This window comes from Rhodococcus oxybenzonivorans, assembly GCF_003130705.1.
In the GTDB taxonomy this organism is placed as follows: Bacteria; Actinomycetota; Actinomycetes; order Mycobacteriales; family Mycobacteriaceae; genus Rhodococcus_F; species Rhodococcus_F oxybenzonivorans.
Genome location: NZ_CP021354.1, coordinates 2,757,514 through 2,779,413 on the forward strand (window position 1 = coordinate 2,757,514; position 21,900 = coordinate 2,779,413).

Sequence of the window (21,900 nt, forward strand, 5' to 3'; positions counted from 1 at the left end):
ATGCATAATCAATCGTATGACTGAGCACGCGCGAGAACCGATCAGGATTGCCGTCGCCGGCGCGAGCGGATACGCCGGAGGCGAGGTGTTGCGTCTGCTGCTGGGGCACCCGTCCTACGCCGACGGGTCACTCCTTATCGGCGCGCTCACCGCCGGTGGTAGCGCCGGATCGAGTCTCGGCTCACATCACCCGCATCTCCTCCCGCTCGCCGACCGCATTCTCGAGGACACCACGGTCGAGACTCTCGGCGGCCACGATGTCGTCTTCCTCGGTTTGCCCCACGGCAATTCGGCGCAATACGCGAAAGCCCTGCCCGAATCCACCGTGATCATCGACTGCGGCGCCGACTTCCGGCTCTCCGACGCCGACGACTGGGAGCGGTACTACAAGAGCCCACATGCCGGCAGCTGGCCCTACGGACTTCCCGAGCTACCCGGTGCGCGCGAAAAGCTCACGGGCGCGACCCGGATCGCCGTGCCCGGCTGCTTCCCGACGGTGTCGAGCCTGGCGCTGGCCCCCGCCGTCGCGGCCGGTGTCGTGGAACCACGTGTCACGATCGTCGCGGTCACCGGGGCGTCCGGTGCGGGCCGCGCACCCAAGGCGGATCTGCTCGGCTCCGAGGTGATGGGCTCGGTGCGCGCCTATGGCGTCGGCGGCGTACACCGGCACACTCCGGAGATCATTCAGAACCTGTCCGCACTCGCAGGTGAACGGGTCACCGTGTCGTTCACCCCCGTGCTGGCGCCGATGCCCCGCGGCATCCTCGCCACCTGCACCGCAGTGACCACAGCATCCGAGGACGAGATTCGGGCGATCTACGAAAAGGCCTACGCCGACGAACCTTTCGTGCACGTGCTTCCGGCGGGAATGCTGCCACAGACGGGCGCGGTCACCGGGTCCAACGCCGTTCAGATCGCTGTCACAGTCGATGCGGACGCCGGTCAGCTCGTCGTCGTCGCCGTGATCGACAATCTGACCAAGGGCACCGCCGGAGGGGCCGTGCAATCGATGAATCTCGCGCTCGGGTTACCCGAGACCGCCGGGCTTTCGACAGTGGGAGTCGCACCGTGAGCAACGACAGAATCGACACCGCCTACACCCGCGACATCGCGGGCGGCAAACTCGTCCGCACCCAAGGGGTGTCCGGTCCGGCCGGGTTCCGGGCGTCGGGGATCAAGGCGGGCATCAAGGCCAACGGAAACGCCGATCTCGCGCTCGTGCTCAACGAAGGTCCCGAGCTCGCAGCTGCGGGGGTGTTCACCACCAACAAGGTGAAGGCTGCCCCGGTGCTGTGGTCACAACAAGTCCTGACGACGGGCCGGCTGCGCGCAGTCGTACTCAACTCCGGTGGGGCCAACGCCTGTACGGGCGCCGGCGGATTTCAGGACACGCACAGGACGGCCGAGGAAGTCGCGTCCGCGCTCAGTAACTGGGGAACCGAGACCGGCGCGGTCGAGGTCGCGGTGTGCTCGACGGGTCTCATCGGTGACCGGCTACCCATGGACAAGCTTCTTCCCGGCGTCACCGAGGCGGTGCACGAACTGGCCGGCGGCATCTCGGGTGGCACCGACGCGGCCTACGCCATCATGACCACGGACACAGTTCCGAAACAGTCGGCCCTGCACCACGCTGACAAGTGGAATGTCGGCGGGATGGCGAAGGGCGCCGGCATGCTCGCGCCCGCGCTGGCCACCATGCTCTGCGTCATCACCACCGATGCGGTGGCCACCGCCGCCCAACTCGATGCGGCTCTGCGTGCGGCCACCCGCGTGACTTTCGACCGCCTCGATGTCGACGGTGCGACGTCGACCAACGACACTGTGCTGCTCTTGGCGTCCGGTGCGAGCAACGTCGCCCCCAGCCAGGCGGAACTCGATGCCGCGGTCACCGCGGTGTGTGACGACCTCGCCGACCAGATGATGGCCGACGCGGAGGGAGTCACCAAGCGGGTGCGCGTCACCGTCCGTGGAGCCGCGAGCGAGGACGACGCCCTGATCGGTGCCCGAACCGTGGCCCGCGACAGCCTCGTCAAGACAGCAATCTTCGGCTCCGACCCCAACTGGGGGCGTGTGCTCGCCGCCATCGGTATCGCACCGATAGAGTTGGACCCGGACAAGATCGCGGTCTCGTTCAACGGGTCCCCGGTCTGTATCGACGGGGTCGGTGCGCCAGGCGCCCGTGACGTGGACCTGAGCGGTGTCGACATCGCCCTCGACATCGACTTGGGTGTCGGCGCGCATGCCGTGACAATCCGGACCACGGACCTCTCACACGCCTACGTCGAAGAGAACTCGGCGTACTCGTCATGACCCCGGGCAGCGAAACACTGGTCGGAATCACCGATCACCAGAAAGCACACGTGCTCGCCGAGGCCCTGCCGTGGCTGCAGCAGTTCCGTGGCAAGGTCGTGGTCGTGAAGTACGGCGGCAACGCCATGATCGACGACGCACTGAAGACGGCGTTCGCGGCCGACATGGCGTTTCTCCGCACGGTGGGAATCCACCCGGTCGTCGTGCACGGCGGCGGACCCCAGATCAATGCCATGCTTGCCAAGCTCGGAATGACCGGCGAATTCAAGGGTGGATTCCGGGTCACCACGCCCGAGGTGATGGACGTGGTGCGGATGGTGTTGTTCGGCCAGGTCGGCCGCGAACTCGTGGGCCTGATCAATGCGCACGGGCCCTACGCGGTCGGTATTTCCGGCGAGGACGCCCACCTGTTCACTGCGACCAAGCGCACCGTGATGGTCGACGGGAATCCCACCGACATCGGCCTCGTCGGTGACGTCACGACGGTCAGTCCGGACGCGGTGCTCGACCTGATCCATGCCGGCCGGATACCGGTGGTCTCCACTATCGCGCCCGATTCGGACGGCGTGGTGCACAATATCAACGCCGACACGGCGGCAGCGGCGCTCGCCGAGGCGATCGGTGCCGAGAAGCTGGTCGTCCTCACCGATGTCGAGGGGCTGTACACCAACTGGCCGGATCGGGATTCGCTGGCCACGCAGATCGACGCTGCGGCGCTGGCGCAGCTCCTGCCGAGTCTCGACGCCGGAATGGTGCCGAAGATGGAGGCCTGCCTCCGGGCTGTCCGCGGCGGCGTGCCCACCGCGCACGTGATCGACGGGCGCATCCCGCATTCGGTGCTGCTCGAACTCTTCACCGGTGAGGGCATCGGAACCATGGTGACCCCGACACCGTCGTCATCTACCGAGGGAGTTGTCTCATGACCGGAACTCCGGAACTTCAGCAGCGGTGGTCGGGCGCGCTGATGAACACGTACGGCGTCCCCCGGGTTGCGCTGACGGGCGGCCGCGGTGCCGTGCTGACGGACGCGGAGGGTAAGCAGTACGTCGACCTTCTCGCCGGCATCGCTGTCAACATCCTCGGACACGCGCATCCGGCGATCATCGAGGCGGTCACCCATCAGCTGTCAACGCTGGGACATGTGTCCAACCTCTATGCCAGCGAACCCGCGATCGCCCTGGCGGAGGAATTGCTCTCGCACCTGGGCGCACCCGGCCGGGTCTTCCTGTGCAATTCGGGGACCGAGGCCAACGAGGCGGCTTTCAAGCTCGCCCGCGCGACAGGTCGCTCCAAGATCATCGCCGCGGAAAACTCCTTCCACGGCCGCACGATGGGCGCGCTGGCGCTCACCGGGCAGGCAGCCAAGCGTGCCCCGTTCGAACCGATGCCGCCCGGTGTCGAGCACGTGCCGTACGGCGATCTCGATGCGCTGGACCGCGCCGTCGACGAAGACACCGCGGCGGTCTTTCTCGAACCCATGATGGGTGAGAGCGGCGTCGTCGTTCCTCCGGAGGGGTATCTGGTCGGTGCGCGGAAGATCACCGCGGACCGCGGTGCGCTGCTGGTGCTCGACGAGGTGCAGACCGGGATCGGCCGGACCGGTTGGTTCTATGCCCATCAGTCCGTCGGCATCGTTCCCGACGTCATGACGCTGGCAAAGGGACTCGGTGGGGGAATGCCGATCGGCGCCTGTATTGCCACGGGCGCGACCGCAGATCTGTTCGGGCCCGGTAAACACGGCACCACCTTCGGCGGGAACCCGGTGTGCGCGTCCGCGGCGCTCGCCGTGCTCCGCACGATCGCCGAGGAAGACCTCGTCTCCCGCGCCGACGCACTCGGGAAGTCGCTGTCTGCGGGTATCGAGGGGCTCGGACACCCCTTGGTCGACCACGTCCGCGGCGCCGGGTTGCTGCTCGGCATCGTCCTCACCCAGGACGTCGCACCCGCCGTGGAGAACGCGGCGCGCGAGGCCGGTTACCTGCTCAATGCTGCACAGCCCGGTGTCATCCGGTTGGCTCCACCGCTGGTGCTGACCGACGATCAGGCCGAAGGCTTCGTTGCGGCACTGCCCGCAATCCTCGACAACGCGCAATCGGCCGCTCAGCCGGGAAAGCAGTGACGATCGTGGTGAAACACTTCCTGCGGGACGACGACCTGACCCCTGCGCAGCAGGCCGAGGTTCTCGACCTCGCAGCCCGGCTCAAGAAGAATCCCTTCGCGGAGCGCCCGCTCGAAGGCCCGCGCGGTGTCGGCGTCATCTTCGAAAAGAATTCCACCCGTACCCGGTTTTCGTTCGAGATGGGCATCGCCCAACTGGGTGGCCACGCCGTGGTGGTCGACGGACGCAGCACCCAGCTCGGCCGCGAGGAGACACTCCAGGACACCGGCCGGGTGCTGTCGAGGTACGTCGACGCAGTCGTCTGGCGGACGTTTGGGCAGAAGCGCCTCGAGTCGATGGCCTCCGGGGCGAGCGTTCCGATCGTCAACGCCTTGTCCGACGAGTTCCATCCGTGTCAGGTCCTGGCCGACCTTCAGACACTGGCCGAGCGGAAGGGATCGTTGAAGGGCCTGAAACTGACCTACCTCGGGGACGGCGCCAACAACATGGCCCATTCCCTCATGCTCGGCGGAGTCACCGCGGGCGTCGACGTCACGATCGCGAGCCCGGACGGATTCGCGCCGCTGCCGTGGGTGGTCGAGGTGGCGCGGGCACGCGCGGCCGAGACCGGTGCCACGATCACGTTGGCGAGCGATGCGCACTCGGCGGTCGCGGGAGCGGACGCACTCGTGACCGACACGTGGACGTCGATGGGACAGGAGAACGACGGGCTCGACAGAGTCGGACCGTTCCGTCCTTTCCAGGTCGACGAGGCACTGCTCGCGCGAGCCGATTCCGAAGCCGTGGTTCTGCACTGCCTTCCCGCCCACCGCGGTGAGGAGATCACCGACGCTGTGCTCGACGGACCGCAGAGCGTGGTGTGGGACGAGGCCGAGAACCGGCTTCACGCGCAGAAGGCGCTTCTGGTGTGGCTTCTCGCACAACGATCCGGGGATCGTCCGTGAGTCCGGTTCCGCCACATCGAGTGGGTGCCACCAACGCGGCGACCGCGCCGACGCGGGCAGGGCGTCAGGCCCGGATCGTGGCGATCCTCTCGACCAACCCGGTCCGCAGCCAGACCGAGCTCGCGTCCCTGCTGGCCGCCGAAGGGATCGACGCCACCCAGGCCACGCTCTCCCGTGACCTCGAAGAACTGGGGGCCGTCAAGCTGCGCGCGGCCGACGGTGGTGCCGGCGTGTACGTGGTACCCGAGGACGGGAACCCGGTGCGCGGAGTCTCGGGCGGAACGGACAGATTGGCGCGATTGCTGGGGGAGTTGCTGGTGTCCACGGACTCGAGTGGCAACCTGGCGGTGCTGCGAACGCCTCCCGGGGCGGCGCACTATCTGGCGAGTGCACTCGATCGGGCATCATTACCTGACGTCGTGGGAACCGTAGCCGGCGACGACACCCTTCTCGTGGTGGCCCGTGAGCCGCTGACCGGGGCGGAACTCGCGGCGAAGATCGAATCCCTCGCCTGACAACTGAATCATCTCTACAGATCTTCAACCTAAGGAGCACAAGGACCATGGCCGATCGCGTCGTACTCGCCTACTCGGGCGGGCTGGACACCTCAGTCGCCATCAGCTGGATCGGCAAGGAGACGGGCAAGGAAGTTGTTGCTGTCGCCATCGATCTCGGCCAGGGCGGCGAGGACATGGAGGTCGTGCGCCAGCGTGCGCTCGACTGCGGCGCGGTCGAGTCGGTCGTGGTGGATGCACGGGACGAGTTCGCCGACGAGTACTGCCTCCCGACCATCCAGGCCAACGCCCTGTACATGGATCGTTACCCGTTGGTGTCGGCGATCAGCCGCCCGTTGATCGTCAAGCATCTCGTCGACGCGGCCCGCGCCTACGGCGGCACCACCGTCGCGCACGGCTGCACCGGCAAGGGCAACGACCAGGTCCGCTTCGAGGTCGGGTTCGGTTCGCTGGCCCCGGACCTCGACGTGATCGCTCCCGTTCGCGACTATGCCTGGACCCGTGAGAAGGCCATCGCGTTCGCCGAGGAGAACGAGATCCCGATCAATGTCTCGAAGAAGTCCCCGTTCTCGATCGATCAGAACGTGTGGGGCCGCGCGGTCGAGACCGGCTTCCTCGAGGATCTGTGGAATGCACCGACCAAGGACGTCTACGACTACACCCAGGACCCGACCGTCAACTGGCAGGCCCCGGACGAACTGATCATCAGCTTCGAGGAAGGCCGCCCCGTCGCGATCGACGGCAAGCCGGTGTCGGTCCTCGAAGCGATCCAGGAACTGAACCGTCGCGCCGGCGCTCAGGGGGTCGGTCGCCTCGACGTCGTGGAAGACCGGCTGGTGGGCATCAAGAGCCGCGAAATCTACGAGGCTCCGGGCGCCATGGTGCTGATCAATGCGCACCAGGAACTCGAGCACGTCACGCAGGAACGCGAACTCGGCCGCTACAAGCGGCAGACGGAGCAGCGCTGGAGCGAGCTGGTGTACGACGGCCTGTGGTTCTCGCCGCTGAAGGTGGCACTGGACACTTTCATCGCGAAGACCCAGGAGCGCGTCTCGGGTGACATCCGCCTGGTTCTGCACGGCGGCGCGATCATCGTCAACGGCCGCCGGAGCAACCAGTCGCTCTACGACTTCAACCTGGCCACCTACGACGAGGGCGATACCTTCGACCAGTCGTTCGCCAAGGGGTTCGTGCAGATCCACGGTCTGTCCTCGAAGGTCGCCGCGAAGCGCGATCTGGGCCTGTAGGCATGACGGCGCACGGCACCAACGAAGGTGCGTTGTGGGGCGGTCGGTTCGAGTCCGGACCCGCCGCCGCCATGGCGGCCCTGAGCAAGTCGACCCACTTCGATTGGGTTCTCGCACCCTATGACGTGCGTGCGTCGCAAGCGCACGCCCGGGTCCTGCACAAGGCGGGACTGCTCAGCGCGGAGGACCTCGCGACCATGCTGGGTGGGCTGGACAGCCTGGCAGCCGATGTGGCGAGCGGAACATTCGGTCCGAGTGAATCCGACGAGGACGTGCACGGCGCCCTCGAACGGGGCCTGATCGATCGCGTCGGCCCGGAAGTCGGGGGACGCCTGCGGGCGGGACGCTCACGAAATGATCAAGTGGCGACGCTGTTTCGCATGTGGTTGCGGGATGCGGTCCGCCGGGTCGCGGCCGGGGTGTTGGACGTCGTGGATGCGCTCGCGACGCAGGCGGCCGCGCATCCGTCCGCGGTGATGCCCGGCAAGACGCACCTGCAGGCCGCCCAGCCGGTTCTGCTGGCACATCATCTGCTGGCGCACACGCACCCCTTGCTGCGAGACGTGCAGCGCCTGCGGGACTTCGACGTGCGAGCCGCGGTGTCCCCGTACGGTTCGGGGGCGCTCGCCGGGTCCTCACTCGGACTCGACCCCGAGGCGATCGCCGCGGAACTCGCGTTCGACTCTTCGGCCGAGAACTCGATCGACGCGACGTCGTCGCGGGACTTTGCGGCCGAGGCCGCGTTCGTGCTCGCGATGATCGGCGTGGATCTGTCGCGGATGGCGGAGGAGGTCATCCTCTGGAGCACCCCGGAATTCGGCTACATCACGCTGGCCGATGCCTGGTCGACGGGTTCGTCGATCATGCCGCAGAAGAAGAATCCGGACGTGTCCGAGCTGACTCGCGGGAAGTCGGGCCGGCTGATCGGCAACCTGACGGGTCTGCTGGCCACGTTGAAGGCGCAGCCGCTCGCTTACAACAGGGACCTGCAGGAAGACAAGGAACCGGTTTTCGATTCGGTGGCACAACTCGAAATGCTGCTGCCTGCGATCACCGGGCTGATCTCGACTCTCGAGTTCCACACCGACCGGATGGCGGAATTGGCGCCCGCCGGTTTCACGCTGGCCACGGATATCGCCGAGTGGCTGGTTCGCCAGGGCGTACCGTTCCGCGTCGCCCATGAGGCGGCGGGTGCCTGCGTGCGTGTCGCCGAGGCACGAGGTGTCGGCCTCGAGGATCTCACCGAGGAGGAACTGGCAGCAGTCGATCCTTCCCTGACGCCGGACGTTCGGGAGGTGCTCACGGTCGAGGGCTCGATCGCGTCGCGCAACGCCCGCGGTGGCACCGCCGGTATCCGGGTAGCCGAGCAGTTGGGTGGTGTTCGCCGACTCTCCGAGTCCATGCGGGAATGGTGCCGGTGAGGCCTCCGTCGTCGACCCTCCAATAGGGCAGTGTGACGCGTCGGGCGCAGTAGGGTGAGGGCGGCGGCAGTGAGACGTTCGTCGCGGTTCGAGAGTGGGAGAGTATTCGTGGGTTTTTCTACCGAAACGGTAAAGGGCCCGATCCGTCGGGTGGTGGCGACGGCGCAGAACGGTTTGGAGGTAATCCGCCTCGGCGGACTCGAGACCGACCTGACCACCTCGCCGTTCGAGGTGGTCGAACGGCGGCCTATGTATCGACTCCGGCGATACTTTCCCGACACCGACCCGGCGGAGGTCGGCCCTCCCATCGTGCTGGTGCCGCCGATGATGATGTCGGCTGACGTCTACGACGTGACCCGCGATCAGGGCGCCGTGGGCATCCTGCACGAAATGGGGATCGATCCCTGGGTGGTCGACTTCGGCTCGCCGGACACCGAAGAGGGGGGATGGGACAGAAATCTCGCCGATCACATCGTCGCGATCAGCGAGATCATCGACAAGGTCCGTGCCCACACCGGCCGCGACGTCCATCTCTCGGGGTATTCGCAGGGTGGCATGTTCGCCTACCAGGCGGCTGCTTACCGCCGCAGTCGCAACATTGCGAGTCTGGTTACGTTCGGCAGCCCCGTGGACACTCTGGCCGGTCTGCCGTTCGGAATTCCCGCCGGATTTGCGAGCGACGCAGCGGCTTTCCTCGCGGACCATGTGTTCAACCGTCTCGCGGTGTCCGGGTGGATGGCGCGCACGGGTTTCCAGCTCCTCGACCCGGTGAAGACCCTCAAGTCCCGTCTCGAATTTCTTCGGCAACTGCACGACCGGGAGGCGCTCCTCCCACGGGAACAACAGCGCCGGTTTCTCGCGACCGACGGATGGGTTGCCTGGTCGGGTCCCGCAGTGGCGGAGCTGCTCAAGCAGTTCATCGTCCACAACCGGATGATGACCGGCGGTTTCGTCATCAAGGACCGCGTCGTGTCACTCGCCGAGCTCACCTGCCCGATCATGGCGTTCGTCGGTGAAGTCGACGACATCGGGCAGCCGCTCGCGGTCCGCGGGATTCGCCGGGCCGCACCGCGTGCCAATGTGTACGAATCTACTTTGAGGGTAGGGCATTTCGGGCTCGTGGTCGGTTCAGCGGCGGCCGCGCACACATGGCCGACCACGGGTGAATGGGTGCGGTGGAACGAGGGTATGGGGCCTAAACCGTCCACTGTGGATCTCATGCGGTACGACGAACACTTCGGCAGCGAGACCGGCGTGTCGATCAGCGATCGCATCATCCACACGGTGGCCTCGGTCGCGGAAGTCGGTGTGGGGGTCGGCAAGGGGATCACAGGATTCGCCTCGGGAGCGGTTCGCGGCACGGTGGAACTGTCCGGTGAGGCCACGCGCGCTCTTCCGCGGCTCGCGCGTCTCGGCCAGATGCAACCGCACACTCAGATCTCCCTCAGCCGGCTTCTGGCGGAGCAGCGTCGGAAGGCGCCGAACGGCGAGTGCTTCCTCTTCGACAACCGGGTACATACCTACGAGGCGGTGAACCAGCGGATCGACAATGTCGTTCGCGGATTGATATCCGCCGGCGTGCGGCCGGCTGCACACGTCGGTGTGGTCATGGAAACCCGGCCGAGCGCGCTGGCCGTCATCGCGGCGCTGTCCCGGCTCGGCGCCGTGGCAGTTCTCCTTCCTCCGGGCCGCGAAATCCACACCGCTATCCGGATCGACGGCGTCGAACGCATCGTCACCGATCCTGAGAATCTCGACGCCGCCCTCGCCACCGGAATGCAGGTTCTCGTCCTCGGTGGGGGAGACCTCCGCAGTCTCGATGTCGAGCCCGGGTCGAACGTCGTCGATCTCGAGCAGATCGACCCGGAGTCCGTCGCTCTGCCAGGCTGGTACCGGCCCGACCCCGGGCTGGCACGAGAGCCGGCGTTCATCATCTGCAGTGAATCCAACGGGCACTGGGAGACCAAGCAGATCACCAACTACCGCTGGGCGCTGTCTGCCTTCGGTACCGCCTCGGCCGCCGATCTCGACCGCGGCGACACGGTGTATTGCATTGCTCCTCTGCATCATTCATCCAGTCTCCTCGCAGCAGTGGGGGGAGCGGTGGCGGGCGGCTCACGTATCGCCCTGTCGAAGGGCCTCGACGCCGAGCGCTTCACCGAGGAGGTCCAGCGTTACGGCGTAACCGTCGTCAGCTACACGTGGACGATGATGCGTGAAATCCTCGATGCGGAAAGCCTCGATCTGCTCGGTAACTACCCGATCCGCCTGTTCCTCGGTTCCGGTATGCCACAGGGGTTGTGGCGGCGCACCACCGAGTGTTTCGCGCCCGCGAAGGTGCTGGAGTTCTACGCGTCGACCGAAGGTGATGTCGTTCTCGCGAACGTCGCAGGCGCCAAGATCGGGTGCAAAGGCAGGCCGTTGCCGGGCAGCGCCGACGTGCGGCTGGCCGCATACGACCCGATCTCCGGACGTCTACTCGAAGACGATCGGGGCTTCGTCCGCGAATGTGCGGACAACGAGGTCGGTCTACTCCTCGGCAGGGCGGGCGTGCACGGTGAAATGTCCGGTGTGGCCCTGCGGGGCATCTTCGCCGCCGGCGACGCGTGGATCGCGACGGAAAATCTCTTCCGCCGCGATGCAGACGGTGACTTCTGGCTGGTCGATCACAAGAAGACCGTCATCGCCACCGCCCGAGGACCTGTGTTCACGCAACCGATCGTGGACGCCCTGGCGGCCGTCGACAGGATAGACCTGGCCGTGGCCTACGGTATCGAGGTCGGCGGCAGCACGTTGGCGGTTGCGGCCTTCACCCTCCGCGACGGACGCCCGCCACGGCTGGCCGATGTGGCGGAGGCCATCGAAGCACTCCCGTTCGGGTGGCGTCCCGACATCGTCCATGTGGTCGACGCCATCCCGCTGGGCTCGTCGTTCCGCCCCAATGCCGACGGTCTGAGTGCGGCAGGTCTGCCGAAGCCGGGCACCCGCGTCTGGTATCTCGACTCGAACTCACAGGAGTACAAACGGTTGACGAAAGCGGTAGCAGCGCAGTTCCACGACGGCTCGGCCGGCATGCCCGCTGGTGCGCGGTAACCTGAGGCTGCTCACCCGAACGGTTGGAGAGGACATCCGTGGTTATTGATCCGACACTGCTCAGCATTCTGGCGTGCCCGCAGGACAAGGGCCCGCTGCTGCTGGTCGGAGACGAGTTGCTCTACAACCCTCGACTTCGGCGCGCCTATCCCATCGAGAACGGGATCCCGGTTCTCCTCATCGACGAGGCGCGGGACGTGGACGCCGAGGAGCACGAGCAGCTGGTCGCCCGGGCGTCTGCGCAGTCGTGATCGCGGCGCGTTGAATCAGCCCGGCACGGGTCCGGTGAGATAGCGCTGGAGCGTCGGCGCTATCACGTCGACCAGGTCCTCGATCGGTAGAGAAGCGAGGGGTTCGAACTCGAGGATGTACCGGGTCACCAGAATCCCTACCATCTGCGACGCCACCAGCTGCATACGCAGGATCCCGGTTCCGGGTGGCTCGTCGACTCTCGGGCCGAGGTCACGAAATACCACTTCCACGAGGAACGTTCGGATCAAGGTCGGTTCATTTCCCGCCATCGCGGAACGGAACGCCGCGACAACTGCCGGTCGGTGCGGTGACTCCCAGACCGAGAAGACAGCTTCCGCGAGATGGCGCCCGACCTCGTCGGTCGGGATGTCGAGGACCGGTGCAATCACCTGGGTGGGGTCGACGGGAATGTCGACGGAGTCCAGGAACAGCTGGCGTTTGGTCCCGAAGTAGTGATGCACGAGCGCCGCATCGACGCCTGCACTCAGGGCGACTGCGCGTACACTCGTTTTGTCGAACCCATTCTGCGCGAACAGCTTTCGTGCGACTGCCAGTATCCGCGATCGAGTGTCCTGATTTCCGGGTCTGCGGCCCGAACGCGTTCGTGCGCGTGGTGCCGTCATGGTGTGCGACGCCTCAGTGTGGCGGCTCCGAGCGACAGCGCGAGTAGTGCGAAGGCGGCGACCACGGTGAGATCGCGCCACATGATCCCGGTGGTTCCCGGATGGGTCGCGACCTGTTGGAGCGCCTCGACGGCGTAGCTCAGTGGCAGGACGTTGCTGATCCATTCGAGCCAGGTGGGTAGCTGATCGCGGGGGACGAGCAGCCCGCACAGGAACAGTTGGGGAACCACGATGACGGGCATGAACTGCACGGCCTGGAACTCGGTGCGGGCGAAGGCGCTGCACAGGAGGCCGAGCGCAACACCGAGAATCGCGTTCAGTACCGCGATCAGCAGAACCCAGCTCACGCTGCCTTCGGTGTCGAGACCGAGGAAGCCGAATGCGACGGCGCAGGCCAGTGCGGCTTGTGCGGCGGCTGCCGTGGAGAAGGCTGCCGCGTAGCCGCCGAGAAGGTCCAGTTTGCCCAGTGGTGTCGTGAGGAGGCGTTCCAGGGTTCCCGACGTGCGTTCGCGTTGCATCGCAATCGACGTGACGAGAAACATCACCACGAAGGGAAGGATGCCGAGCATCGTGATCGCGACACGCTCGAAAAGCGATTGCTGGCCGGGGGCCGCCGGCACGTTCTGGTACAGGAAATACAGCAGCACCATCAGCAGGCTCGGTACCACGAGGATCATGGCGACCGTGCGATGGTCGGCCCGCAACTGCGCGAGTATTCGACCTGCCGTTGCGAGGAAGATTCTGGCGTTCATCAGTTTTCACTTCCCACCTGTGACGTGCGGATCAAGGTCAAGAAGGCATCTTCGAGGCTCGACTCACCGGTCTGGCGGCGCAGGCCGGTGGGAGATTCCTGCGCGAGTACGTGCCCGTCGCGCATCAGGAGCAGCGAATCACAGTGTTCGGCCTCGTCCATCACATGGCTGGACACCAGGAGGGTCGTTCCTCCGGCAGCGAGGGCCTCGAACCGCTCCCACAGTTCGACACGAAGCAACGGATCGAGGCCGACGGTGGGCTCGTCGAGTACGAGGATCTCCGGGTCCGCGACCAGTGCGCAGGCGAGTGAAGCTCGTCCGAGTTGGCCCCCGGAGAGGTCCGCTGCTTTCTGGCCGGCGAACCGGGTGAGTCCGACAGCGTCGATCGCGTCGGTGACCGCACCTGCCGGCCGGCCGTAGAGCGCGGCGTAGTACGCGACGTTCTTCTTGACGGTGAGGTCGGTGTACACGCTAGGTTTTTGGGTGACGTACCCCACACGGCTCCGTAGCGAGACCGAACCAGCGGGCGATCCCAGGACGGTGACGGAACCGGACTCCACGATTTGAGTACCGACCACGCACCGCATCAGTGTCGTTTTGCCGCACCCGGAAGGACCGAGAAGTCCGGTGATGGACCCGCCCGGTACTTGCATGTCGACGCCGTGCAACACCTCGTTCTTTCCTCGCCGTACGCGGAGATCCCGGATGTCGATCGCAGGGCTGCCGTTCATGGCGTGCCTCAATTCATCACTGGGTGAATTCACTGCCTGATGAATTATGCGTCCACGGAGAGCTGTGCGTCAACGGTTGGGCACAATCGGAGGGTGACTGTCGATCGACTTGCCGAGGCCCACCCCACCGAAGCCGCAAGAATGGTGCTGGGGTCCACCTTGATCGTCGCGGACGTACGCCTTCGCATCGTCGAGGTCGAGGCGTACGGCGGAGAAGCAGAGGGACCATGGCCGGACCCGGCATCGCACTCGTATCGGGGGAAGACGCCGCGGAACGCGGTGATGTTCGGTCCGGCCGGACACCTGTACGTGTACCGCAGCTACGGAATGCACTTCTGCATGAATGTGTCGTACGGGCCGGTCGGGACGGCCGGCGGAGTGCTTCTGCGCGCAGGTGAAATCCTCGACGGTGCGGAAACTGTCCGCGCACGACGATCGCGGGTCACCCGGCCGGCTGATTTCGCGCGGGGTCCCGGAAACTTGGGGTCGGCCACCGGCGTCACCCTCGCCGACAACGGTGCGCCGCTGTTCGCAGCCGATTCACCGATCCGGCTCGAGATCACCGAGTCGGAAGGATGGGTGAGTGGTCCCCGGGTGGGGGTCAGCGCGGCCGCTGACCGGCCGTGGCGTTTCTGGATTCCCGAGTCCGCTGCCGTGTCGGCCTATCGGAGAAGCCCGCGTGCGATGCCCGTCGACGAGCGGATGGGATGATCGATCACGTGACTGAGAACATCATCGATGAACTGACCTGGCGCGGGCTGATCGCTCAATCAACCGATCTGGACGCATTGCGTCGTGATCTCGACGCCGGACCGGTCACGCTGTATGCGGGGTTCGACCCGACTGGACCCAGTCTGCACGCCGGGCACCTGGTACCTCTGCTCGCGCTCAAACGGTTCCAGCGCGCAGGGCACCGGCCAGTGGTCCTGGCAGGTGGCGCGACGGGACTCATCGGTGACCCGCGTGATGTCGGTGAACGGACAATGAACTCCTCCGACACGGTGGCCGCGTGGGCCGATCGGATCCGCGGCCAACTCGAACGGTTCGTCGACTTCGACGATTCCCCCAGCGGCGCCGTCGTCGAGAACAACATGAATTGGACCGGGAAGCTGTCGGCGATCGACTTCCTCCGAGATGTCGGCAAGCATTTCTCGGTCAACGTCATGCTGGCGCGGGACACGGTGAAACGTAGGCTCGAATCCGACGGCATGTCCTACACGGAGTTCAGCTACATGCTGCTCCAGGCCAACGACTACCTCCATCTGCGCCGTAGCCACGGGTGCACATTGCAGGTGGGCGGGTCGGATCAGTGGGGCAACATCATCGCCGGCGTCGACCTGAACCGCCGTATCGACGCTGCGACGGTGCACGGACTCACCGTTCCGTTGGTGACTTCCGCCGACGGTAAGAAGTTCGGCAAGTCGACGGGTGGTGGCAGCCTGTGGCTCGACCCCGAGATGACGAGCCCCTACGCCTGGTACCAGTACTTCGTGAACACGAGCGACGCCGATGTCGTGAAATACCTGCGATGGTTCACCTTCCTTTCGCCGGAAGAGCTTGCGGAGCTCGAGTCGGCGACAGTTGAACGTCCGCATGCTCGCGAGGCTCAGCGGAGGCTGGCAGCGGAAATGACAACTCTGGTCCACGGAGAAGCGAACACCCGCGCCGTGGAGCTGGCTAGCAAGGCACTGTTCGGCAGGGGTGAATTGCGAGATCTCGACGAACCGACGCTGGCTGCGGCGCTCCGCGAAGCGGCGGTCGCAGAGTTGGCGCCCGGGGCACCTGCCAGCATCGTGGATCTGCTTGTGCTCAGCGGGCTGTGCGAGAGCAAGGGCGCTGCCCGCCGTGCGGTGAAGGAAGGCGGTGCGTCGGTGAACAACCGCAAGATCAGCAGCGAGGAGTGGACCCCCTCGGGCGACGATCTTCTCCATGGAACCTGGCTCGTGGTTCGGCGCGGTAAACGGCACTTCGCCGGCATCCAGGTGGTGGCGCGCTAGGGTGCCCGGCATCACACGGTTGTAAGTTCGGGACGTGATCCGCAGGTGGCTGACGCTGTGCGCGTTCCACCTGCGGATTTAACGCGCTGGACTTCTCCGAACTGGGGATTTGACGCTCCGTTATCCGTCGCGTAACTTATTTCAAGTCAGAGCGACACGGACACCGACTCCGGCCGGAAGGCGGGGGACACGAGGTTGGACGAAGGCGCCTGATCTTCCCGAAGACGCTGATCGTGATTGGTGTGTTCGAGATGTCCTGGAGGTTCCCGTTTGCATCGGGAGGTGACAGGAGTTAGGCTGGAGCGGTTGCCCCGGATCGGTCGGAGATATTGTCTTCGGGTGTGATGGTGTGTGCGTGTTCTTTGAGAACTCAACAGTGTGTCGATGAATGTCAGTGCCAAATTGTTTTTGGTACTCCGCATCACGGATGATCGGCTGGGCCTTTTGGTTTGGTTGTGAGTGGTGTGGGTATTTGCTGGCTCTTCTCCTTCTTCCGTCGGAGGGGGGTCAGTGTTTGATTGAGCTAGTTTGAGTTTTTGATCGCTAGTGATTTGACTCGATGTCTATGACTGATTGGGGTTCGCCTCTTTCTAGAGTCTTCAACGGAGAGTTTGATCCTGGCTCAGGACGAACGCTGGCGGCGTGCTTAACACATGCAAGTCGAGCGGTAAGGCCCTTCGGGGTACACGAGCGGCGAACGGGTGAGTAACACGTGGGTGATCTGCCCTGCACTTCGGGATAAGCCCGGGAAACTGGGTCTAATACCGGATACGACCTTCGGCTGCATGGCTGGGGGTGGAAAGGTTTACTGGTGCAGGATGGGCCCGCGGCCTATCAGCTTGTTGGTGGGGTAATGGCCTACCAAGGCGACGACGGGTAGCCGACCTGAGAGGGTGACCGGCCACACTGGGACTGAGACACGGCCCAGACTCCTACGGGAGGCAGCAGTGGGGAATATTGCACAATGGGCGAAAGCCTGATGCAGCGACGCCGCGTGAGGGATGAAGGCCTTCGGGTTGTAAACCTCTTTCAGCAGGGACGAAGCGGAAGTGACGGTACCTGCAGAAGAAGCACCGGCTAACTACGTGCCAGCAGCCGCGGTAATACGTAGGGTGCAAGCGTTGTCCGGAATTACTGGGCGTAAAGAGTTCGTAGGCGGTTTGTCGCGTCGTTTGTGAAAACTCACAGCTCAACTGTGAGCTTGCAGGCGATACGGGCAGACTTGAGTACTGCAGGGGAGACTGGAATTCCTGGTGTAGCGGTGAAATGCGCAGATATCAGGAGGAACACCGGTGGCGAAGGCGGGTCTCTGGGCAGTAACTGACGCTGAGGAACGAAAGCGTGGGTAGCGAACAGGATTAGATACCCTGGTAGTCCACGCCGTAAACGGTGGGCGCTAGGTGTGGGTTCCTTCCACGGAATCTGTGCCGTAGCTAACGCATTAAGCGCCCCGCCTGGGGAGTACGGCCGCAAGGCTAAAACTCAAAGGAATTGACGGGGGCCCGCACAAGCGGCGGAGCATGTGGATTAATTCGATGCAACGCGAAGAACCTTACCTGGGTTTGACATATACCGGAAAGCCGTAGAGATACGGCCCCCCCTTGTGGTCGGTATACAGGTGGTGCATGGCTGTCGTCAGCTCGTGTCGTGAGATGTTGGGTTAAGTCCCGCAACGAGCGCAACCCTTGTCTTATGTTGCCAGCACGTAATGGTGGGGACTCGTAAGAGACTGCCGGGGTCAACTCGGAGGAAGGTGGGGACGACGTCAAGTCATCATGCCCCTTATGTCCAGGGCTTCACACATGCTACAATGGCCAGTACAGAGGGCTGCGAGACCGTGAGGTGGAGCGAATCCCTTAAAGCTGGTCTCAGTTCGGATCGGGGTCTGCAACTCGACCCCGTGAAGTCGGAGTCGCTAGTAATCGCAGATCAGCAACGCTGCGGTGAATACGTTCCCGGGCCTTGTACACACCGCCCGTCACGTCATGAAAGTCGGTAACACCCGAAGCCGGTGGCCTAACCCCCTTGTGGGAGGGAGCCGTCGAAGGTGGGATCGGCGATTGGGACGAAGTCGTAACAAGGTAGCCGTACCGGAAGGTGCGGCTGGATCACCTCCTTTCTAAGGAGCATCTCCAGTCATGTACCGCTGAACAGTCAGTGGATGATGGTCTGGCAGAGGCCATTTCGGATGCGTATGTTATCCGGTGGTTGCTCATGGGTGGATCGCTGACAAGTATTGGTTCTCAACTGCCGGCCTGTGTGCTGGTGGGAGGGCGAATTATATCGACATACTGTTGGGTCCTGAGGGAACACGTGAGTGTTTTTTCTTTCAGGAAAGTGACGATCCGGTTCGGATGTCAGGCAGACCGCATCACTTTGGTGGTGGGCATGGTGCTGGCGGGAGTTCGAGGCGGGTGTGTTGTTTGAGAACTGCACAGTGGACGCGAGCATCTTTGTTGTAAGTAATGAAGAGCGTACGGTGGATGCCTTGGCACCAGGAGCCGATGAAGGACGTAGGAGGCTGCGATAAGCCTCGGGGAGCTGTCAACCGAGCTGAGATCCGAGGATGTCCGAATGGGGAAACCCAGCACGAGTGATGTCGTGTTACCCGCATCTGAATATATAGGGTGTGTGGAGGGAACGTGGGGAAGTGAAACATCTCAGTACCCACAGGAAGAGAAAACAATAGTGATTCCGTGAGTAGTGGCGAGCGAAAGCGGAAGAGGCTAAACCATGGATGTGTGATAGCCGGCAGGCGTTGCATTCGTGGGGTTGTGGGGTTCATCTTGTCAATGCTGCCGTGTTGGCCGACAGTAAGAAATCATGGTGTTAGTGGAAGTGGTCTGGAACGGCCTGTCGTAGAGGGTGAGAATCCCGTACACGAAAACATTGTGACTGTCGTGATGGAAACCCAAGTAGCACCGGGCCCGTGAAATCTGGTGTGAATCTGTCGGGACCACCCGATAAGCCTGAATACTCCCTGGTGACCGATAGCGGACTAGTACCGTGAGGGAAAGGTGAAAAGTACCCCGGGAGGGGAGTGAAATAGTACCTGAAACCGTGCGCTTACAATCCGTCAAAGCCTTCGAGTGACTTGTCGCTGGGGGTGATGGCGTGCCTTTTGAAGAATGAGCCTGCGAGTTAGTGGCATGTCGCGAGGTTAACCCGTGTGGGGTAGCCGTAGCGAAAGCGAGTCCGAATAGGGCGTTTATAGTGGCATGTTCTAGACCCGAAGCGGAGTGATCTACCCATGGCCAGGTTGAAGCGACGGTAAGACGTCGTGGAGGACCGAACCCACTTAGGTTGAAAACTGAGGGGATGAGTTGTGGGTAGGGGTGAAAGGCCAATCAAACTCCGTGATAGCTGGTTCTCCCCGAAATGCATTTAGGTGCAGCGTCGCGTGTTTCTCATCGGAGGTAGAGCTACTGGATGGTCTAGGGGGCCCACAAGCTTACCGAAATCAGCCAAACTCCGAATGCCGGTGAGTGAGAGCGCGGCAGTGAGACTGCGGGCGATAAGGTTCGTAGTCGAGAGGGAAACAGCCCAGATCGCCAGCTAAGGTCCCTAAGCGTGTACTAAGTGGAAAAGGATGTGGGGTCGCGAAGACAACCAGGAGGTTGGCTTAGAAGCAGCCACCCTTGAAAGAGTGCGTAATAGCTCACTGGTCAAGTGATCCTGCGCCGACAATGTAGCGGGGCTCAAGTACACCACCGAAGCTGCGGCATTCACACAATGCACCCCCATTTTCCTGCGGGAGGGTGGGCAGTGGTGTGGATGGGTAGGGGAGCGTCGTGTGGCCATGGAAGCGGCGGGGTGACCCAGCCGTGGAGGCCACACGAGTGAGAATGCAGGCATGAGTAGCGAAAGACGAGTGAGAAACTCGTCCGCCGAATGACCAAGGGTTCCTGGGCCAGGTTAATCCGCCCAGGGTGAGTCGGGACCTAAGACGAGGCCGACAGGCGTAGCCGATGGACAACGGGTTGATATTCCCGTACCCGTGTGAACGCGCCCCTGGTGAATCAGTGATACTAACCACCCTGAAACCGCTTGTGAACCTTCGGGTTCGTAGGTGGCGGATGCGTGGGACCTGATCTGGTAGTAGCCAAGCGATGGGGTGACGCAGGAAGGTAGCTGAGCCAGTCAGTGGTAATACTGGTGTAAGCCTGTAGGGAGTGACCTAGGCAAATCCGGGTCACACATATCCTGAGAGGTGACGCATAGCCGAATGAGGCGAATTCAGTGATCCTATGCTGCCGAGAAAAGCCTCTAGCGAGCTTTCACACGGCCCGTACCCCAAACCGACACAGGTGGTCAGGTAGAGAATACTAAGGCGATCGAGATAACTATGGTTAAGGAACTCGGCAAAATGCCCCGTAACTTCGGGAGAAGGGGGGCCTCGTCTGGTGATCACTCTTGCAGTGTGAGCTGGGTGGGGCCGCAGAGACCAGTGAGAAGCGACTGTTTACTAAAAACACAGGTCCGTGCGAAGTCGTAAGACGATGTATACGGACTGACGCCTGCCCGGTGCTGGAAGGTTAAGAGGACCGGTTAGCCATTTCGGTGGCGAAGCTGAGAATTTAAGCCCCAGTAAACGGCGGTGGTAACTATAACCATCCTAAGGTAGCGAAATTCCTTGTCGGGTAAGTTCCGACCTGCACGAATGGCGTAACGACTTCTCAGCTGTCTCAACCATAGACTCGGCGAAATTGCATTACGAGTAAAGATGCTCGTTACGCGCGGCAGGACGAAAAGACCCCGGGACCTTCACTACAGCTTGGTATTGGTGTTCGGTTCGGTTTGTGTAGGATAGGTGGGAGACTGTGAAGCGCTCACGCCAGTGAGTGTGGAGTCGTTGTTGAAATACCACTCTGATCGTATTGGACCTCTAACCTCGGACCATGATCTGGTTCAGGGACAGTGCCTGGTGGGTAGTTTAACTGGGGCGGTTGCCTCCCAAAATGTAACGGAGGCGCCCAAAGGTTCCCTCAGCCTGGTTGGCAATCAGGTGTCGAGTGCAAGTGCACAAGGGAGCTTGACTGTGAGACTGACAAGTCGAGCAGGGACGAAAGTCGGGACTAGTGATCCGGCACCGGCAAGTGGAAGCGGTGTCGCTCAACGGATAAAAGGTACCCCGGGGATAACAGGCTGATCTTCCCCAAGAGTCCATATCGACGGGATGGTTTGGCACCTCGATGTCGGCTCGTCGCATCCTGGGGCTGGAGTAGGTCCCAAGGGTTGGGCTGTTCGCCCATTAAAGCGGCACGCGAGCTGGGTTTAGAACGTCGTGAGACAGTTCGGTCTCTATCCGCCGCGCGCGTTAGAAACTTGAGGAAGGCTGTCCCTAGTACGAGAGGACCGGGACGGACGAACCTCTGGTGTGCCAGTTGTTCCACCAGGAGCACCGCTGGTTAGCTACGTTCGGAAGGGATAACCGCTGAAAGCATCTAAGCGGGAAGCCTGTTCCAAGATGAGGTTTCTCACCCCCTCGAGGGGGTAAGGCCCCCGGCAGACCACCGGGTTGATAGGCCAGAACTGGAAGCCCAGTAATGGGTGTAGGTGACTGGTACTAATAGGCCGAGGACTTACCACAAAGAAGCTACGCGTCCACTGTGCAGTATCTGAAACAACACACAGATACCCCCTTTTTTTCCTTTCACTGAACCCCCTGGACAGTTCCGCACCCACCCGGGTGCGTGGCCACGGCGGGGAACCGGAAAAAGGAAAGATGGGTGTGTGACAGTTTCATAGAGTTACGGCGGCCATAGCGGAGGGGAAACGCCCGGCCCCATTCCGAACCCGGAAGCTAAGCCCTCCAGCGCCGATGGTACTGCACTCGACAGGGTGTGGGAGAGTAGGACACCGCCGAACATCCGTTACCGAAAGGGGACCCAATATA

15 protein-coding genes and 3 rRNA genes are annotated in these 21,900 nt (G+C 63.3%); 15 read left to right on the forward strand and 3 right to left on the reverse strand.

Going from position 1 to position 21,900, the window contains the following annotated elements; translation table 11 throughout:
- Nucleotides 1–16 precede the first annotated feature (16 nt).
- From argC to CBI38_RS13210, 10 genes are all read left to right on the forward strand, one after another.
- On the forward strand, nt 17–1,072 hold the full coding sequence (gene argC / locus CBI38_RS13165) for an N-acetyl-gamma-glutamyl-phosphate reductase (protein ID WP_109329428.1): 1,056 nt from the start codon (nt 17–19) through the stop codon (nt 1,070–1,072).
- Nucleotides 1,069–2,310, forward strand: a complete 1,242-nt coding sequence (gene argJ / locus CBI38_RS13170) for a bifunctional glutamate N-acetyltransferase/amino-acid acetyltransferase ArgJ (RefSeq protein WP_204164922.1) — start codon at nt 1,069–1,071, stop codon at nt 2,308–2,310. Before argC ends, argJ begins: the two co-directional genes overlap by 4 nt.
- Entirely contained in the window at nt 2,307–3,233 is a 927-nt protein-coding gene (argB, locus tag CBI38_RS13175; RefSeq protein WP_109329429.1) for an acetylglutamate kinase, read from the forward strand. Before argJ ends, argB begins: the two co-directional genes overlap by 4 nt.
- Nucleotides 3,230–4,429 carry an acetylornithine transaminase gene (locus CBI38_RS13180; RefSeq protein WP_109329430.1) on the forward strand — a complete coding sequence of 400 codons (1,200 nt, stop codon included), beginning with the start codon at nt 3,230–3,232 and terminating at the stop codon, nt 4,427–4,429. Before argB ends, CBI38_RS13180 begins: the two co-directional genes overlap by 4 nt.
- Nucleotides 4,426–5,373 carry an ornithine carbamoyltransferase gene (gene argF, locus CBI38_RS13185; RefSeq protein WP_109329431.1) on the forward strand — a complete coding sequence of 316 codons (948 nt, stop codon included), beginning with the start codon at nt 4,426–4,428 and terminating at the stop codon, nt 5,371–5,373. Before CBI38_RS13180 ends, argF begins: the two co-directional genes overlap by 4 nt.
- Complete coding sequence (locus tag CBI38_RS13190; protein ID WP_230990167.1) at nt 5,370–5,888, forward strand: arginine repressor; 519 nt, start codon at nt 5,370–5,372, stop codon at nt 5,886–5,888. The genes argF and CBI38_RS13190 overlap by 4 nt, the downstream gene beginning before the upstream one ends.
- Before the next feature lie 47 nt (nt 5,889–5,935).
- Nucleotides 5,936–7,135 (forward strand): argininosuccinate synthase, encoded by a 1,200-nt coding sequence (locus CBI38_RS13195; RefSeq protein ID WP_109329432.1) that lies wholly within the window; start codon nt 5,936–5,938, stop codon nt 7,133–7,135.
- 2 nt (nt 7,136–7,137) lie between these two features.
- Nucleotides 7,138–8,556: an argininosuccinate lyase gene (gene argH, locus CBI38_RS13200; protein ID WP_109329433.1), complete on the forward strand. Its 1,419-nt coding sequence runs from the start codon at nt 7,138–7,140 to the stop codon at nt 8,554–8,556.
- Between the two features lie 108 nt (nt 8,557–8,664).
- Entirely contained in the window at nt 8,665–11,649 is a 2,985-nt protein-coding gene (locus CBI38_RS13205; RefSeq protein WP_109329434.1) for an acyl-CoA synthetase, read from the forward strand.
- Between the two features lie 38 nt (nt 11,650–11,687).
- Nucleotides 11,688–11,900, forward strand: coding sequence for a Trm112 family protein (locus tag CBI38_RS13210; RefSeq protein WP_109329435.1), 213 nt, complete (start codon nt 11,688–11,690; stop codon nt 11,898–11,900).
- 15 nt (nt 11,901–11,915) lie between these two features.
- On the opposite strand, the gene CBI38_RS13215 is transcribed toward CBI38_RS13210, so the two are convergent.
- Genes CBI38_RS13215 through CBI38_RS13225 form a run of 3 tightly spaced genes read right to left on the reverse strand, consistent with a single transcriptional unit; the run spans nt 11,916 to nt 14,007 of the window.
- Entirely contained in the window at nt 11,916–12,524 is a 609-nt protein-coding gene (locus CBI38_RS13215; RefSeq protein WP_109329436.1) for a TetR/AcrR family transcriptional regulator, read from the reverse strand.
- Nucleotides 12,521–13,276: an ABC transporter permease gene (locus CBI38_RS13220; RefSeq protein ID WP_109329437.1), complete on the reverse strand. Its 756-nt coding sequence runs from the start codon at nt 13,274–13,276 to the stop codon at nt 12,521–12,523. Before CBI38_RS13220 ends, CBI38_RS13215 begins: the two co-directional genes overlap by 4 nt.
- Nucleotides 13,276–14,007, reverse strand: coding sequence for an ABC transporter ATP-binding protein (locus CBI38_RS13225; protein ID WP_109329438.1), 732 nt, complete (start codon nt 14,005–14,007; stop codon nt 13,276–13,278). Before CBI38_RS13225 ends, CBI38_RS13220 begins: the two co-directional genes overlap by 1 nt.
- Nucleotides 14,008–14,046: 39 nt before the next feature.
- Between CBI38_RS13225 and CBI38_RS13230 the strand changes: the two genes are divergently transcribed.
- The 5 genes from CBI38_RS13230 (at nt 14,047) to rrf (ending at nt 21,872) form a co-directional block, all read left to right on the forward strand.
- A complete protein-coding gene (locus CBI38_RS13230) occupies nt 14,047–14,718 on the forward strand; it encodes a DNA-3-methyladenine glycosylase (RefSeq protein WP_109329439.1) in 672 nt (223 codons plus the stop codon).
- 8 nt (nt 14,719–14,726) lie between these two features.
- Nucleotides 14,727–16,004, forward strand: coding sequence for a tyrosine--tRNA ligase (gene tyrS / locus CBI38_RS13235; RefSeq protein ID WP_109335057.1), 1,278 nt, complete (start codon nt 14,727–14,729; stop codon nt 16,002–16,004).
- Between the two features lie 599 nt (nt 16,005–16,603).
- A 16S ribosomal RNA gene (locus tag CBI38_RS13240) occupies nt 16,604–18,123 on the forward strand.
- Between the two features lie 337 nt (nt 18,124–18,460).
- Nucleotides 18,461–21,594: ribosomal RNA gene (locus tag CBI38_RS13245) — 23S ribosomal RNA — on the forward strand.
- Between the two features lie 161 nt (nt 21,595–21,755).
- Nucleotides 21,756–21,872, forward strand: a 5S ribosomal RNA gene (rrf, locus tag CBI38_RS13250).
- Together the 16S, 23S and 5S rRNA genes form the textbook arrangement of a ribosomal RNA operon.
- The last annotated feature ends 28 nt before the right edge of the window (nt 21,873–21,900 follow it).